The organism is Kitasatospora sp. NPDC101183, assembly GCF_044767945.1.
GTDB lineage: Bacteria > Actinomycetota > Actinomycetes > Streptomycetales > Streptomycetaceae > Kitasatospora.
Genome location: NZ_JBIWOW010000008.1, coordinates 13,762 through 28,615 on the forward strand (window position 1 = coordinate 13,762; position 14,854 = coordinate 28,615).

At 71.8% G+C, this 14,854-nt stretch carries 14 protein-coding genes; 8 read left to right on the forward strand and 6 right to left on the reverse strand.

Going from position 1 to position 14,854, the window contains the following annotated elements:
- Positions 1-111 precede the first annotated feature (111 nt).
- From ACIRRS_RS12600 to pknB, 6 genes are all read left to right on the forward strand, one after another.
- Positions 112-981 carry an FhaA domain-containing protein gene (locus ACIRRS_RS12600; RefSeq protein WP_402968862.1) on the forward strand — a complete coding sequence of 290 codons (870 nt, stop codon included), beginning with the start codon at positions 112-114 and terminating at the stop codon, positions 979-981.
- Between the two features lie 46 nt (positions 982-1,027).
- The gene (locus tag ACIRRS_RS12605) at positions 1,028-1,561 is read left to right on the forward strand and encodes an FHA domain-containing protein (protein ID WP_402968868.1); all 534 of its coding nucleotides are present in this window, start codon (positions 1,028-1,030) and stop codon (positions 1,559-1,561) included.
- 53 nt (positions 1,562-1,614) lie between these two features.
- Positions 1,615-3,216 (forward strand): PP2C family protein-serine/threonine phosphatase, encoded by a 1,602-nt coding sequence (locus ACIRRS_RS12610; protein ID WP_402968872.1) that lies wholly within the window; start codon positions 1,615-1,617, stop codon positions 3,214-3,216.
- Between the two features lie 100 nt (positions 3,217-3,316).
- Complete coding sequence (locus ACIRRS_RS12615) at positions 3,317-4,720, forward strand: FtsW/RodA/SpoVE family cell cycle protein (protein ID WP_402969666.1); 1,404 nt, start codon at positions 3,317-3,319, stop codon at positions 4,718-4,720.
- Entirely contained in the window at positions 4,717-6,174 is a 1,458-nt protein-coding gene (locus ACIRRS_RS12620; RefSeq protein WP_402968874.1) for a peptidoglycan D,D-transpeptidase FtsI family protein, read from the forward strand. Before ACIRRS_RS12615 ends, ACIRRS_RS12620 begins: the two co-directional genes overlap by 4 nt.
- 262 nt (positions 6,175-6,436) lie before the next feature.
- Positions 6,437-8,518, forward strand: a complete 2,082-nt coding sequence (gene pknB / locus ACIRRS_RS12625) for a Stk1 family PASTA domain-containing Ser/Thr kinase (RefSeq protein ID WP_402968877.1) — start codon at positions 6,437-6,439, stop codon at positions 8,516-8,518.
- A 98-nt stretch (positions 8,519-8,616) separates the two neighbouring features.
- On the opposite strand, the gene ACIRRS_RS12630 is transcribed toward pknB, so the two are convergent.
- The 5 genes from ACIRRS_RS12630 to ACIRRS_RS12650 all read right to left on the reverse strand — a co-directional run bounded on the left by ACIRRS_RS12630 (position 8,617) and on the right by ACIRRS_RS12650 (position 12,242).
- A complete protein-coding gene (locus ACIRRS_RS12630) occupies positions 8,617-9,432 on the reverse strand; it encodes a class E sortase (RefSeq protein WP_402968879.1) in 816 nt (271 codons plus the stop codon).
- Between the two features lie 29 nt (positions 9,433-9,461).
- On the reverse strand, positions 9,462-10,499 hold the full coding sequence (locus ACIRRS_RS12635) for a class E sortase (RefSeq protein WP_402968882.1): 1,038 nt from the start codon (positions 10,497-10,499) through the stop codon (positions 9,462-9,464).
- Positions 10,500-10,504: 5 nt separating this feature from the next.
- Complete coding sequence (locus ACIRRS_RS12640) at positions 10,505-11,170, reverse strand: aminodeoxychorismate/anthranilate synthase component II (protein ID WP_402968885.1); 666 nt, start codon at positions 11,168-11,170, stop codon at positions 10,505-10,507.
- A gap of 57 nt (positions 11,171-11,227) precedes the next feature.
- Complete coding sequence (locus tag ACIRRS_RS12645) at positions 11,228-11,407, reverse strand: hypothetical protein (RefSeq protein ID WP_350515674.1); 180 nt, start codon at positions 11,405-11,407, stop codon at positions 11,228-11,230.
- Positions 11,408-11,477: 70 nt separating this feature from the next.
- Positions 11,478-12,242, reverse strand: coding sequence for a DUF881 domain-containing protein (locus tag ACIRRS_RS12650; RefSeq protein ID WP_402968888.1), 765 nt, complete (start codon positions 12,240-12,242; stop codon positions 11,478-11,480).
- Positions 12,243-12,410: 168 nt separating this feature from the next.
- On the opposite strand from ACIRRS_RS12650, the gene crgA reads away from it, so the two are divergent.
- Entirely contained in the window at positions 12,411-12,659 is a 249-nt protein-coding gene (crgA, locus tag ACIRRS_RS12655) for a cell division protein CrgA (protein WP_031067805.1), read from the forward strand.
- A 352-nt stretch (positions 12,660-13,011) separates the two neighbouring features.
- On the opposite strand, the gene ACIRRS_RS12660 is transcribed toward crgA, so the two are convergent.
- Positions 13,012-13,899, reverse strand: coding sequence for a rhomboid family intramembrane serine protease (locus ACIRRS_RS12660; RefSeq protein WP_402968891.1), 888 nt, complete (start codon positions 13,897-13,899; stop codon positions 13,012-13,014).
- A gap of 176 nt (positions 13,900-14,075) precedes the next feature.
- On the opposite strand from ACIRRS_RS12660, the gene ACIRRS_RS12665 reads away from it, so the two are divergent.
- Complete coding sequence (locus ACIRRS_RS12665) at positions 14,076-14,807, forward strand: DUF5324 family protein (protein ID WP_402968894.1); 732 nt, start codon at positions 14,076-14,078, stop codon at positions 14,805-14,807.
- Positions 14,808-14,854 lie beyond the last annotated feature (47 nt).

Sequence of the window (14,854 nt, forward strand, 5' to 3'; positions counted from 1 at the left end):
AGGGCCCGGCGTGGATACGATCAGTACGGAAGTACCGCAAGTAGGCAGGACCTGCCCCCCGGCGGGGCCGGGCCGGCAGGCAGGCGAACGAACCCTGGAAGGGGGTGCCCCATGGGAGTGCTGAAGAAGTTCGAGCAGCGACTCGAGGGTCTCGTCAACGGCACCTTCGCCAAGGTGTTCAAGTCCGAGGTCCAGCCCGTGGAGATCGCCGGTGCGCTGCAGCGCGAGTGCGACAACAACGCGAGCATCTGGAACCGCGACCGCACCGTCGTGCCGAACGACTTCATCGTCGAGCTCAGCCCGCACGACCACGAGCGGCTCAGCCCGTACTCCGGTCAGCTGGGCAACGAGCTGGCCGGCATGGTCCGCGAGTACGCCGAGGCCCAGCGCTACTCCTTCATGGGCCCGCTCCAGGTGAACCTGGAGAAGGCGGACGACCTGGACACCGGCCTGTACCGGGTGCGCAGCCGCACCCTGGCGGCCGAGGAGCCCCAGCAGTACACCCCGCCGGCCGCACCGGCCCCCGGCTACGACCGCCCGCCGGCCGCACCGGCCCCCGGCGCGCCGTGGCAGCAGCAGCAGGGCGCCGGCTCGTACGGCACGCCCCCGCCGCCCGCCACGCCCCCCGCGATGCCCCCGGCCCCGGCCGCCCCGGCCGGCGGCAACGTCCGCGCCTTCCCCGGTGCCGGCCACGGCACCTCGATGCGTCGGTGGGTCGAGGTGAACGGCGCGCGCCACCAGATCTCGGGCTCCGCCTGCGTGCTCGGCCGCTCCACCGAGGCCGACGTGCGGATCGACGACCCCGGGGTCTCCCGCAAGCACGCCGAGATCCGTCCCGGCACCCCTTCGATGGTCCTCGACCTGGGCTCCACCAACGGCATCGTGGTGGACGGACAGCACACCCAGCGCGCTACGCTCCGCGACGGCTCCCGCATCGTCGTGGGTTCCACCACCATCGTCTACCGGCAGGTCGAAGGGTAGTGTCCGAGTTGTTCGCGCGCCTCGCTCACCGACTGGCGGGACGGCCATGTCAGAACTGACCCTCACGGTCATGCGGCTGGGCTTCCTGGCCGTGCTGTGGCTGTTCGTCATCGTCGCGATCCAGGTGATCCGCAGCGACCTCTTCGGCACCAAGGTGAACCCCCGCAGCTCCCGCCGCGGCGCGGGCGCCGCCGTCCAGACCCAGCCGGCCGGGCGGAGCGCCACCCCGCCCCCGGCGAGCGCCCCCGCCGGCCAGACCCAGGGCGGCGGCCGCCGCCGGGCGAGCGGCCCCACCCAGCTGGTCGTGGTCGCGGGCTCGCTGGCCGGCACCACCGTCGCGCTGCAGGGCCAGACCATCACGCTGGGCCGCGCGCACGACTCCACGATCGTGCTGGACGACGACTACGCGTCCTCCCGCCATGCCAGGATCTACCAGGATCAGACTGGGCAGTGGACGGTCGAGGATCTAGGCTCCACCAACGGCACCTATCTGGACCGGCAGCGCCTGACGGCGCCCACCCCGCTCCAGCCGGGCACGCCGATCCGTATCGGCAGGACCGTCATCGAACTGCGGAAGTAGTAGCGCATGAGGGCAAGCATCCCGTCCATGACCCAGAGGGGGGCACAGGTCGCATGACCCTGGTGCTGCGCTTCGCCGCCGGCTCCCACAAGGGACTGATCCGGGAAGGGAACGAGGACTCCGGCTACGCCGGGCCGCGGCTGCTGGCCGTGGCCGACGGCATGGGCGGCGCCGCGGCCGGCGAGGTCGCGTCCTCCGAGGTGCTCGGCTCGATCGTCCGCCTGGACGAGGACGTGCCGGGCGCCGACCTGCTGACCCTGCTCGGCGACGCCGTCCAGGGCGCCAACGACCGGCTCCGGCAGATGGTCGAGGAGGACCCCCAGCTGGAGGGGATGGGCTGCACGCTCACCGCCATGCTGTGGACGGGCCAGCGGATGGGCCTGGTGCACGTCGGCGACTCCCGCGCCTACCTGCTGCGCGACGGCTCGCTGGCGCAGATCACCGTGGACCACACCTGGGTGCAGCGCCTGGTCGACGAGGGCCGGATCACGCCCGAGGAGGCCGAGACCCACCCGCAGCGCTCGCTGCTGATGCGGGCGCTGGACGGCCGCGGCCAGGTCGAGCCCGACCTGTCGATCCGCGAGGTCCGCGCCGGCGACCGGTACCTGATCTGCTCCGACGGCCTCTCCGGCCCGGTGAGCCACCAGACCCTCCAGGACACCCTGGGCAGCTACTACTCGCCCGAGCAGACCGTGCAGGAGCTGATCCAGCTCGCACTGCGCGGCGGCGGCCCGGACAACATCACCTGCATCGTCGCGGACGTCATCGACGTCGGCGCCACCGACACCATGAGCGGGCAGTTCAACGACGTCCCGGTGGTCGTCGGCGCCGTCGCCGACACCCCGCCGTCCTCGGCCGCCGACCACTCCATCGCCGACACCCCGGCCGGCCGCGCCGCCGGCCTCGGCCGCAACCCCCAGGGCGCCTTCGGCCCCGCCGAGGGCTACGACGGCGGCTACGGCGCCCCGCAGGGCGAGTACGGCCCCGCCGCGGGCTACCAGGGCGAGTACGGCGACCAGGAGCCCGCCGAGCCCTCGGTGTACGGCACCGAGGAGTTCGACGAGGAGCGCCCGAAGCGCGGGAAGCGCCGCGGCATGGCCGTCCCGATCGCCGTGCTGGTCGTCCTGGGCCTGCTCGGCGGCGCCGGCTACTTCGGCTACCGGTGGACCCAGGACCAGTACTACATCGGCGAGGAGGGCGACCACGTCGCCGTCTACCAGGGCGTCAACCAGAACCTCGCCGGTCTGAACCTGTCCTCGGTGCACGACTCCCGCAACGACATCAAGCTGAACCTGCTCCCGCAGGACCAGCTGGCGGTCGTGAACAAGACCATCACCCTCAGCAGCCTGGGCGACGCCGACCCGAAGCTCCAGGAGCTCGAGGGCTGGGTCAAGCTCTGCCAGCGGGCCAAGGACCTGGCCAAGGCGCCCGCGCCGGCCCAGCCGACGCAGGCCGCGTTCACCGTCTCCACGCCCACCCCGGAGAAGAGCGCCCACTCCCCCTCGGCGTCCCCGTCCGCACCCGCCCCGGCCGCGCCCACCCAGGGCGCCACCCCGCCGGCGGCGGCCGCCCCGGCTCCGGCCGAGCAGCAGACCACGACGCCGCCGTTGAGCGAGGCCGAGAAGGCCAAGGCCGAATCCTGCCCGAAGTCGTGATGCGGGTGACAGCACAGGGAACCGCCCCCGGGGCCCGCCGCCGGGGAGCGGTGGCCCTGTGAGCAGCTACGACCTCGGTGACTCCGGGCGGCGCCGCGCCGTGCCCCGGCGCCGGACGAACACCACGATCTCCCCGCAGGGCGCGCCGAACCGGCGCAACACGGAACTGGCACTGCTGGCCTTCGCCGTCCTGCTGCCGATGCTCGCCTACGCCAACGTCGGCCTGGCGATGGACTCCTCCCTTCCCGCCGGCATGCTCGGCTACGGGCTGGGCATGGGCGGGCTGGCGCTGGTCGCGCACCTGCTGGTGCGCCGCTTCGCGCCGTACGCGGACCCGCTGATCCTGCCCATCGCCACCCTGCTGAACGGGCTGGGCGTGGTGATGATCTGGCGCCTGGACAAGGCCGGGCACCTGCTGCCCGCCAACTTCCCGGCGGCCAGGAACCAGCTGATGTGGTCGGCCCTCGGGGTGGCGCTGTTCATCGGCGTCATGGTGCTGCTCAAGGACCACCGGGTCCTCCAGCGCTACACCTACATCTCGATGGTGGTGGCCATCGTCCTGCTCGCCGCCCCGGCCTTCTTCCCGGCCCGGGCCGAGGACTTCGGCGCCAAGATCTGGATCCGGATGGGCGGCTTCTCCATCCAGCCCGGCGAGTTCGCCAAGATCATCCTGACGGTGTTCTTCTCCGGCTACCTGATGGTCAAGCGCGACGCCCTCGCCCTGGCCAGCCGCCGCTTCATGGGCCTGTACCTGCCGCGCGGGCGCGACCTCGGCCCGATCGTCGTGGTCTGGCTGCTCAGCCTGCTGATCCTGGTCTTCGAGAACGACCTGGGCACCTCCTTCCTGTTCTTCGGCCTGTTCGTGGTGATGCTGTACGTCGCCACCGAGCGGACCAGCTGGATCCTGTTCGGCCTGCTGATGTCGGTCGGCGGCGCGGTCGCGGTGGCGATGACCACCAGCCACGTCAAGGTCCGCATCGACGCCTGGCTGGACCCGATGGCCGCCTTCGCCCCGAACCGGCCGGCGGGCGCGACCGAGCAGATCGGCCAGTCCCTGATGGCCCTCGGCTCCGGCGGCGTCACCGGCTCCGGCCTCGGCCAGGGCCGCTCCTGGCTGATCCAGTTCGCCGCCAAGAGCGACTTCATCCTCGGCTCCTTCGGCGAGGAGCTGGGGCTCACCGGCCTGATGGCGATCTTCCTGCTGTACGGGCTGCTGGTGCAGCGCGGCCTGCGCACCGCGCTGGCCGCCCGCGACCCGTTCGGCAAGCTGTTCGCGGTGGGCCTCTCCTCGGCGATGGCCCTGCAGGTCTTCGTCGTCGCCGGCGGTGTCACCGGCCTCATCCCGCTGACCGGGATGACCATGCCGTTCCTGGCGCAGGGCGGTTCGTCCGTGGTCGCCAACTGGGCGCTCATCGCGATCCTGCTCAAGATCAGCGACAGCGCCCGCCGCCCCGGGGCCGAACCGGCCCCCGCCACCGAGAACCGGGGAGGACCCGCCCGATGAACAAGCCGATCCGCCGGGTCTCGATCTTCTGCCTGGTCCTGATCCTGGCCCTGATGGTGCGCACCAACTGGGTCCAGGGCGTCCAGGCCGACTCCTGGGCGAGCAACGCGAACAACAAGCGCCAGCTGTACGACCGTTACGCCCACCCGCGCGGCAACATCATCGTCAGCGGCCAGCCCGTGACGCGCTCCGACTTCGTCGACGGCCTGCGCTACAAGTACAAGCGGTCCTGGAACGAGGGCCCGATGTACGCCCCGGTGACGGGCTACTCCTCCCAGGCGTACGGATCCAACCAGTTGGAGAAGCTGGAGGACGGCATCCTCTCCGGCACCGACGACCGGCTGTTCTTCCGCAACACCCTGGACATGCTGACCGGCGAGCAGAAGCGCGGCGGCGACGTCCTCACGACCATCAACGCCAAGGTCCAGAAGGCCGCCTTCGACGGCCTCGGGGACAAGAAGGGCGCGGTGGTCGCCCTCGACCCGAGGACCGGCGCGATCCTGGCCCTGGTCTCCACCCCCTCGTACGACCCGGGCACCTTCGCCGGCGGCGAGGACTCCGACAAGAAGGCCTGGACGGACCTCAACGCGGACCCGAACAAGCCGATGCTCAACCGGGCGCTGAAGGAGACCTATCCGCCCGGCTCGACCTTCAAGCTGGTCACCGCGACGGCCGCCTTCGAGAACGGCCTCTACCAGAACACCGGTGACGCCACCACCACGCCGGACCCGTACAAGCTGCCCGGCACCGAGACCGTGCTCAAGAACGAGAGCCCGGACGAGCGTTGCGAGAACGCCACCGTCAAGTCCGGCATGGACCAGTCCTGCAACACGGTCTTCGCCAAGATGGGCGCCGACCTCGGCAAGGAGAAGATGCGGGCGCAGGCCGAGAAGTTCGGCTTCAACAGCACCGTGGACACCCCGGTCCGCTCCGAAAAGAGCGTCTTCCCGGACAGCGCCAGCCTGGACCAGACCGCCCAGGACTCGATCGGCCAGCACGACACCCGCGCCACCCCGCTGCAGATGGCCATGGTCTCCGCCGCGATCGCCAACAACGGCAGCCTGATGCAGCCGTACCTGGTCGACCAGGAGCGCTCGGCCTCGCTGACCACCATCTCCAAGCACACCGAGAAGCAGTTCTCCCAGGCGATGAGCCCGGCCACCGCGCAGAAGATGCAGGACCTGATGGTCTCGGTGGTCGAGAACGGCACCGGCAAGAACGCGAAGATCCCCGGCCTCCAGGTCGGCGGCAAGACCGGCACCGCCCAGCACGGCGAGGACAACGCCGGCCTGCCCTTCGCCTGGTTCACCTCCTGGGCCAAGACGGCGGACGGCCAGTCGGTCGCGGTCGCCGTGGTGGTCGAGGACGGCTCCCAGAACCGTGACGGCATCAGCGGCGGCCGGCTCGCCGCGCCGATCGCCAAGGCGGTGATGCAGACGGCGCTCGGCAAGTAGCGGGCGCCGTGCCGGGAGTGAGGGGAATGTCACGATCGGAGCCCCCGTCCGGATACCGGTCTGATATCGGCCTACCGTTGACTCCGGTCCGGTGCGGTGCGACCGGTAGCGTATCCGCCAGCAGCGGGTGTGCCCGTTGCCGCCCGCGGGGCGGTGCACGGCCCGGCCGGAGAACCGGCCCGGGGCCGCGCGGCGTCACCCAGAGCGTGCGGGGACACCTACGTCACAACCTCACCGGCCGGTGAGGGAGAGGGTCGGAACTATGGAAGAGCCTCGTCGCCTCGGCGGCAGGTACGAGCTCGGCGGCGTCCTCGGACGCGGCGGCATGGCCGAGGTGTACCTCGCCCATGACACCCGGCTCGGCCGTTCCGTCGCCGTGAAGACGCTCCGGGCCGACATGGCCCGTGACCCGTCGTTCCAGGCCCGCTTCCGCCGCGAGGCGCAGTCGGCGGCCTCGCTGAACCACCCCGCGATCGTCGCCGTGTACGACACCGGCGAGGACTACATCGACGGCATCTCCATCCCGTACATCGTGATGGAGTACGTCGAGGGGTCGACGCTGCGCGAGCTGCTGCACTCCGGCCGCCGGCTCCTGCCGGAGCGCGCGCTGGAGATGACCATCGGCATCCTCCAGGCCCTGGAGTACTCGCACCGGGCGGGCATCGTCCACCGCGACATCAAGCCGGCCAACGTGATGCTGACCCGGCAGGGCAACGTCAAGGTCATGGACTTCGGCATCGCCCGCGCGATGGGCGACGCCGGGATGACCATGACGCAGACCTCGGCCGTCATCGGCACCGCCCAGTACCTCTCCCCCGAGCAGGCCAAGGGCGAGCAGGTCGACGCCCGCTCCGACCTGTACTCCACCGGCTGCCTGCTCTACGAGCTGCTGACCGTGCGCCCGCCGTTCGTCGGCGACTCCCCGGTCGCGGTGGCCTACCAGCACGTCCGGGAGGAGCCGCAGCCTCCGTCCGTCTTCGACCCGGAGGTCCGGCCGGAGATCGACGCGATCGTGCTCAAGGCGCTCGCCAAGGACCGCGACTACCGGTACCAGAGCGCCGACGAGATGCGCGACGACATCGAGCGCTTCCTCGACGGCCTTCCCGTCGCCGCCGCCCAGCAGGCCGCCGCGTACGGCATGGGCGCCTACGGCTACGACCAGAACGGCTACCCGCAGCAGCACGACCCGTACGGCCAGACCAACGTGCTGCCCCAGCAGCCCGGCGGCGCGCAGACCACCGTGCTGCCGCAGGCCGGCGGCCAGGGCGGCTACGGCCAGCAGGGCGGCTACCAGGACGACTACGGCCAGGGCCAGGGCTACGCGGGCGGAGGCGGTCAGGACGACGGCTCCGGCGGCGGCCGCCGGGGCAACCAGCCGAAGAAGAGCAACACCTCCTGGATCCTGCTGGCGATCGCCGCCGTGCTGGTCCTGGTGGGCACCTTCTTCGTCGCCCAGGCGATGTTCGCCGACAAGAAGGACACCGCGAAGGTCACCGCCCCGAACCTGGTCGGCAAGACCCTGCCGGATGCCAAGACGGCCGCCACCACGGCCGGGTCCAAGCTGGTGGTGACGGAGGGCGAGAAGATCGCCTGCCCGGACACCACCATCAAGAAGGACCAGGTCTGCACCCAGAACCCGGCGGCCGGCGGCCAGGTCGCGGAGAACGCCACCATCACGGTGCAGCTCTCCTCCGGCCCGGCCAAGGCCCAGGTGCCGACGGTGACGGGCAAGCCCAAGGACCAGGCCGTCAAGGCCCTGAACGACCTGGGCTTCACCAACGTCACCACCGAGTACAAGGACGACGACACCGCCACGCAGGACACCGTCACCGCCCAGGACCCGGCGGCCGGCTCCAGCGCCGACCCGAGCACCCCGGTCAAGCTGACGGTGTCGCAGGGCAAGACCAAGGTGACGGTGCCGAACGTGGTCGGCCAGCAGAAGGACGACGCGGTCAACCAGCTGCAGGCCCTGGGCCTTCAGGTCGACGCCTCGAAGACCCAGCAGACCAACGACCCGACCAAGGTCAACACCGTCTCCGCGCAGTCGGTCACGCAGAACACCAAGGTGGCGGCCAACTCGAAGATCGCGCTGACGATCTTCAAGGCCCAGGACAAGCCGCAGGTCCCGCCGCTGCAGAACGTGAAGCTGTCGGAGGCCAGCGACAAGCTGAAGGCGCTCGGCCTGACCTACACCGTGGTCGCCGGTCCGCAGGACCCGAACGCGGTCGTCGTGCAGAGCATGCCGGGCGCCGGCAGCCAGGTGGATCCGAACAGCCAGATCCAGCTCGTCACCAGGCCGGCCGATCCGATCAAAGGGGGGGACCCCACCAAAGGGAACCCCTAAGCCGCCGGTGTTCCCCTGGTTCTGAGGACCCGGGGAACGTCCGAGGGCCCGTCGCGACGGATCGCGGCGGGCCCTCGGGCGTTCCGGGCGTTCGGTGCTCAGGAGTGGCGCAGCTCCGGCGGCGGGGTGCGCTTGGCGTCCACGTCGTCGACCCGGACGAGGCTGCCCCAGACGGCCATCCGGTAGCGCGAGGTGTAGACCGGGGTGCAGGTCGTCAGGGTGATGTAGCGGCCGGGCGCGGTGTAGCCGGAGCGGGCCGGGACGGGCGCGACGATGCCGGTGTCGTACTTGGACGTCTCCCCGAGGGTGTTGTCGACCTTGTAGACGTACCACTTGTCCTTGGTCTCGACGACGATCGAGTCGCCCCTGTGGACGGCGTCCAGGTCGTGGAACTTGGCGCCGTGGCCGTCCCGGTGGGCGGCCAGCGCGAAGTTGCCGTCCTGGTCCCAGGGCATCGCCGCCTTGTACGGCTGCTCGTAGACGCCCGCGACGCCCTCGTCCAGGACGTCGGTGGAGGTGCCCATCCGGATCAGCACCTGGAAGTCCGGGCCCATCGACGGGACGTGGAGGAAGCCGACGTCCTCCCCGACCGCGAACTGCCGCGCGCCGGCCGGGCTCCCGGGCGTCGCGCCGGGAGTCGGGGCGGGGCCGGGGCCGGCTCCGGTGGCCCAGGAGTCGCGCAGCTTGCCGGAGGCCGCCGAGGCCGCCTTGTCGGCCTGCACGTTGGTCCACCACAGCGAGTACGTCACGAACAGCCCGAGGACGAGGCCCAGGGTGATCAGCAGCTCGCCGAGGACGCCCAGCGCGGCCAGCGCCGGGCCTCGCCGCCCACGGGCGGGCGCAGGGCCCTCCTGGGGCTGCGGGAAGGCCTCCTGAGCGGCTTCGGCCGGTCGTCCGGTGCCGTCGTCCTGCATCTGCGGTGCTCCCCCTCCGTACCGGGCGGCTACCCGCCCGTGATCGCGGCCGGCTTGCCCTGGCTGCGAGGTCGTTCCTCCGTCATCTTGCCAAAGACGATGAGACGGAACTTGGAGGTGAACTCCGGGGTGCACGTGGTCAACGTGATGTAGCGGCCCGGGCCGCCGTACCCGGCGCCGTTGGGGACCGGCTTGATCACGCTGACGTTGCTCGGGGAGGTCTCCGGGATACCGCTGGTGACCTCGTACGTGTAGTAGGCGGTGGCCGTCTCGACGACGATCTTGTCGCCCTTGTCGAGCTTGTTGATGTAGCGGAACGGCTCGCCGTGGGTGTTGCGGTGGGCGGCCAGCGCGAAGTTGCCCGCCTTGTCGGCCGGCATACCGGTGCCCGTGTAGTGGCCGACCAGGCCGTTGTCCAGCACCGCCGACTTCGAAGTCCCCTCCGCGATGGGGAACTTGAGGCCCAGCTTGGGCAGGTAGATGATGGCGAACCCCTTGCCCGGGGCGAACACCTCGGGCTTGTTCGGGTCCGGCGCGGGCTGCCCGGGCTTGGGGGTCTGGTCGAACTGCTGCTCCAGCTGGTCGCGGGCGTCGTTCGCGGCCTCGTCCGCCTGCACGTTGGTCCACCAGAGCTGGTAGGCGACGAACAGCAGCATGACCACGCCGAGGGTGATGCAGGTCTCGCCGACGAACCGCGCGGCCAGCACCAGGGGCGACTCCTTGGGCCGGGGCCCGGCCGCCGCCTTCCCGCGCGCCCGGCGCCGCCCGTGGCCCGAGCGGACGGCCGTACGGCCCTTGGCGGCGCGCCGGCGCTCGGCGCGCCCTCCGGTGGGCGGGGCGGGCTCGGCCACCGCGCCCGAGAGGTCGGCGGGCAGCCGCAGTTGGAGCGTCTGGTCGGGCAGCCACGGGTACTCGGGGCCGTCCGAGGCGGGCTGCTCGGCCTGCTCGTACACGCCCCAGGCGTCCTCGGGCGCACCGGCCGACGGCGAGGCGCCGTACGGGCCTTCGCCCCGGTACGCCTCGTGCTCCTGCGGCTGGTAACGCCCCTCCGGACGCAGCGTGGTCACGCGGGTCAGCCTCGGCCGATCACCGGGGCGAGCCCGGCCGACCGGTCCACGGCCCGCGGATCGCCGCAGTCCACCAGCCAGTTGGCGAGCATCCGGTGGCCGCCCTCGGTGAGCACCGACTCCGGGTGGAACTGCACGCCCTCGACGGGCAGTTCGCGGTGCCGCAGGCCCATGATGACGCCGCTCTCCACCGTCCGGGCGGTGACCTCCAGCTCCGCCGGCACGGTGGCCGGCTCGACCGCCAGCGAGTGGTAGCGGGTCGCGGTCAGCGGCGAGGGCAGGCCGGCGAACACCCCGGTGTCCCCGTGCTCCACCGCCGAGGTCTTGCCGTGCAGCAGCTCGGGCGCCCGGTCGACCACCGCGCCGTACGCGACCGCGATCGACTGCAGGCCCAGGCAGACGCCGAACAGCGGCAGGCCGATGCGCGCGCAGTGGTGCACCATCTCGACGCAGACCCCGGCCTCCTCGGGCGATCCCGGGCCGGGGGAGAGCAGCACCCCGTCGAATCCCTCCGCGCCGTCGCGGCGCACGGCGTGCTCGACGGTCACCTCGTCGTTGCGCACCACCTCGCAGGTGGCGCCCAGCTGGTACAGGTACTGGACCAGGTTGAAGACGAAGCTGTCGTAGTTGTCCACCACCAGGATGCGGGGCGGGGTCGGCTGGCTGCTCATGCGCGCGAGGTCTCCGTGAGGGGTGCCGTGCTGGATGGGACTGCTGGGGCCGCCGGTTCAGCCGGCCGCGGCACCGTCGCCGCCGTCCACTGTGACGTCGCCGAAGGGGAGCAGCGGTTCCGCCCACGGGAAGACGTACGTGAAGAGGAGGTAGACGATCCCCAGGATCAGGAGCAGCGAGACGACGGCCCGCACCAGGGTGTTCCCCGGAAGGTGACGCCAGATCCAGCCGTACATGGTGCTCCCTCGACGTAGCGGACTGGGATCAAGAGTAGACCCGGGGTTCCGGGCCCCGAGGCCGGTCCGGTCACTGCTGGCCGCCCGCGGAGTGCAGCTCGGTGGTGCCGGAGTACCCCGGGAGGGTCAGGTCCCCGCTCTCCTGGACCTTCCAGCCGAGTCCGTACGCCTGGACGTACTTGAGGTAGGTGCGGATCGTCGGGTCGGCCTCGACGGCCCCCCGCAGGGCGTCCGTCCTCCCCACCGCTTTGACGACGTACGGCGGGGAGTAGACCCGGCCCTGGAGCAGCAGGGTGTTGCCGACGCAGCGCACGGCGCTGGTGGAGATCAGCCGCTGGTCCATCACCTGGACGCCCTCGGCGCCGCCGCGCCACATCGCGTTGACCACGGCCTGGATGTCCTGCTGGTGGATGACCAGGTCGTTGACGCCGGGCTCGGGGACGCCGGGCACGCGCGCGGTGGCGTTCGGCGGGGCGTCGTTGAGGGTGACGGTCAGGCCGCCGCCCTGGAGCGGCTCCAGCGCCGCGCCCTGCCGCAGGCCGTCCAGCTGGGCGGCCTCGGCGGGGCTGTGGGCCTGCTGCTCGGTGAGGTGCTGCTCCTGGGCCTGGAGGTCGGCCAGCTGGGCCTGGGCCTGCTGGTTCTGGTTGCTTCGCTGGCGGACGACGTCGCCGAGGCTCAGGAGGGAGTTGTCGGTGCGCAGGTCGGTCCCGCGGGCGGTCTGCGCGCTGACGTAGAAGAGCAGTCCGGCGAGCGCGAAGACGGCGCAGGTCAGGGCACGTCCGACAATTCGGGTGCCGGAGCGGCGGGTACCGGCCGACTCAGGGGGAATCGACAAATTAGTCACCGTACCCTTATCTCCTTGAGACCCGCCGAACCACTACGCTAACGGACGCCGGTTGCACGTACGGGAGGCCCCAGGCCCTCCCTGCCTCCGGCCCGCCGGACCCGACCCACCCGCTGCACCTCTGCGCGGTCTCACAGCGCATCGACAGGAGATCCCCTCGTGCCGAAGTCTCGACTCCGCAAGAAGTCCGACTACACACCGCCGACGACGACCGCGGTGAAGATCAGTTCGGGCCGCAGTTGGGTCGCACCGCTGATGCTGGCGCTGTTCCTGATCGGGCTGGTGTGGATCGTCACCTACTACGTGACCAGCGGCTCCTACCCGGTCGAGAGCTGGCGGAACTGGAACATCCTGGTCGGCTTCGGCTTCATCGCCGCCGGCTTCGGCGTCTCCACCCAGTGGAAGTGACGCTCCGCCCCTCCTGAGGCCCGCCCTCGGAACCCCTCCGCCGCTCCGGACCGTGCTCGACCCGCAGTGGCGGTCGGTCGTGTCCGGACGCGGCCCGGGTATCGCCCGCAGACGCCCTGGGCGCCATCCATACGATCACACCATCATGTTTATCCACATGGTTATCCACACTGGGGAAAAGTCCCCCCAGCCTGTGGATAACTTTCCGCGCCGGCGTCGTCCACAGCTGTGGACGACGCCGAGGGAACGCCGGAACCGCACAGCGGAACACGCGTAGAACACCCGTCCGACCCCCGATCGGCGCACAGCCCGTGCACAACCCCGCACCCGCTGTGGACAACCGCCAGCGGCGTCAGCCGCCGTACAGGGCCGTCCCCACCGCCAGCATCCCGGCCTCCACCGCGAACACCACCGCCACGGACAGCCACTGCACCAGCCCCCGGCGCTCGCGCGGGGCGTACATCAGGCCGGCCGCCACCAGCGCGCCCATCACCAGCCCGCCGAGGTGGGCCCGCCAGTCGATGATGTCCCGGCGCGAGAACGTGATGATCCCGTTGAAGACCAGCAGCGCCAGCACCGGGCCGAGCGGCCCCCTCGTGCGCAGCTGCAGCACCACCTGGGCGCCGATCAGGCCGAAGATCGCGCCGGAGGCCCCCAGCGAGTTCATCCAGTCGCCGTCGATCAGGAAGGCGAGGACGCTGCCGCCCAGGCCCGCCAGCAGGTAGAGCGCGAGGAAGCGCACCCGGCCGAGGGCCTGCTCCAGCGCGGGGCCGAGCATCAGCAGGGCCAGCATGTTGGTGCCGATGTGCCACCACTCCTGGTGCAGGAAGACGGCGGTCAGCAGCCGGTACCACTGGTCCGGGCCGTCCGCGACGCCCTCCGGGCCGCCCCGGTGCAGCCCGACGCTGTACAGCGACCACGACCGTACGAGCTCGGGCTCGAACACGTAGGCGGCCAGCACCCAGACCACCAGGTTGATCCCGATCAGGACCCGGGTGACGAGGGCGCCGTCCGCCGTCGGCACGCCGCCGAACCGGGTGGTCGCCCGCCGCGCCCCGGCGTGGCCCTCGCCGACGCACTCGGGGCACTGGAAGCCCACCGAGGCCGTCACCATGCACTGCGGGCAGATCGGGCGCTCGCAGCGGGTGCAGGACACCCCCGTCGCCGCCTGCGGGTGCCGGTAGCAGCCGGGCAGCGCGGCCTGCGCCCCACCCGCCGCCGGTCGGTCCTCCGGACCCATCAGCCGTTCCCCTTCCGTGCGGAGGCAGCCAGCGTACTGCGGCGGCCCCGCCCCCCGGACGGGCTCCGCGCCTCGCGTACGGACCACTCCGGCATGCCAGCGGACGAATACGGATGCATGATCAGCATTCAGGTGGATAAGTACATAAAGGACGCCACCCAGGAGGAGAGAAGCTCGTGACCCTTACGGACTCGGCCCGCGAGACGGCCACCAGGACCAGGGACACCGCCGCCCAGTTCGCGGACGGTGCCAAACAGCGCCTCGGCCCCGCGCTGGACGCCCTCGGACCGAAGGCCGGCCAGGCCGCCCACGCCCTCCGCGTCCAGTACGACAGGCACCTCGCCCCGCAGTTCGGCCAGGCCTTCGCCGGCCTGTCCCCCGAGGCCCAGCAGAACGCCCTGAAGGCCCTCCACCGGGCCCAGGAGGCCGCCCTGGCGGCCCGGGTGTCCGCCGGCCGCGCGGCGGACCAGGCGCGCACCACCGTCGCTCCCAGGGTCCTCCAGGCGGTCGAGGACGCCCGCGCCGCCGTCACCCCCGTCGCCCAGGAGGCGCAGAGCCGGGGCGCCGCCGCGCTGACCGCCCTCCAGGGCCACGTCAGCTCCGCCGAGATCAGCGGCCTCGCGGCCCGCAACGCCGACGCGGCCCGCCGGGAGCGCCGCTGCCACGGCGGCCGGGGCACCGGCCTCGCCGTGGCGGGCGTGCTGGCGATCGCCGGGGGCCTGGTGGCCTGGCAGTGGTGGAGGCGGCACAGCAACCCGGAGTGGCTGGTCGAGCCCCCGCAGGAGGAGTCGCCCCGCCCGGCGGGCGCGCACGCCGCCACCGCCCCGCTGAACGGCGCCCCCACGGCGGACGCCGCCGACGAGGCCGCCGAATCTCCGGGCGACGAGGGCGAGGCCAAGCCCGAGTGACACCCCGAAACGACGAGAGCGGCTGATCCGGTCCTCGGATCAGCCGC

Coding starts and splice junctions, on each gene's coding strand:
- ACIRRS_RS12600 (WP_402968862.1), top strand. CDS start 112: ATGGGAGTGCTGAAGAAGTTCGAGCAGCGACTCGAGGGTCTCGTCAAC.
- ACIRRS_RS12605 (WP_402968868.1), top strand. CDS start 1,028: ATGTCAGAACTGACCCTCACGGTCATGCGGCTGGGCTTCCTGGCCGTG.
- ACIRRS_RS12610 (WP_402968872.1), top strand. CDS start 1,615: ATGACCCTGGTGCTGCGCTTCGCCGCCGGCTCCCACAAGGGACTGATC.
- ACIRRS_RS12620 (WP_402968874.1), top strand. CDS start 4,717: ATGAACAAGCCGATCCGCCGGGTCTCGATCTTCTGCCTGGTCCTGATC.
- pknB (WP_402968877.1), top strand. CDS start 6,437: ATGGAAGAGCCTCGTCGCCTCGGCGGCAGGTACGAGCTCGGCGGCGTC.
- ACIRRS_RS12630 (WP_402968879.1), bottom strand. CDS start 9,432: ATGCAGGACGACGGCACCGGACGACCGGCCGAAGCCGCTCAGGAGGCC.
- ACIRRS_RS12640 (WP_402968885.1), bottom strand. CDS start 11,170: ATGAGCAGCCAGCCGACCCCGCCCCGCATCCTGGTGGTGGACAACTAC.
- ACIRRS_RS12645 (WP_350515674.1), bottom strand. CDS start 11,407: ATGTACGGCTGGATCTGGCGTCACCTTCCGGGGAACACCCTGGTGCGG.
- ACIRRS_RS12660 (WP_402968891.1), bottom strand. CDS start 13,899: ATGGGTCCGGAGGACCGACCGGCGGCGGGTGGGGCGCAGGCCGCGCTG.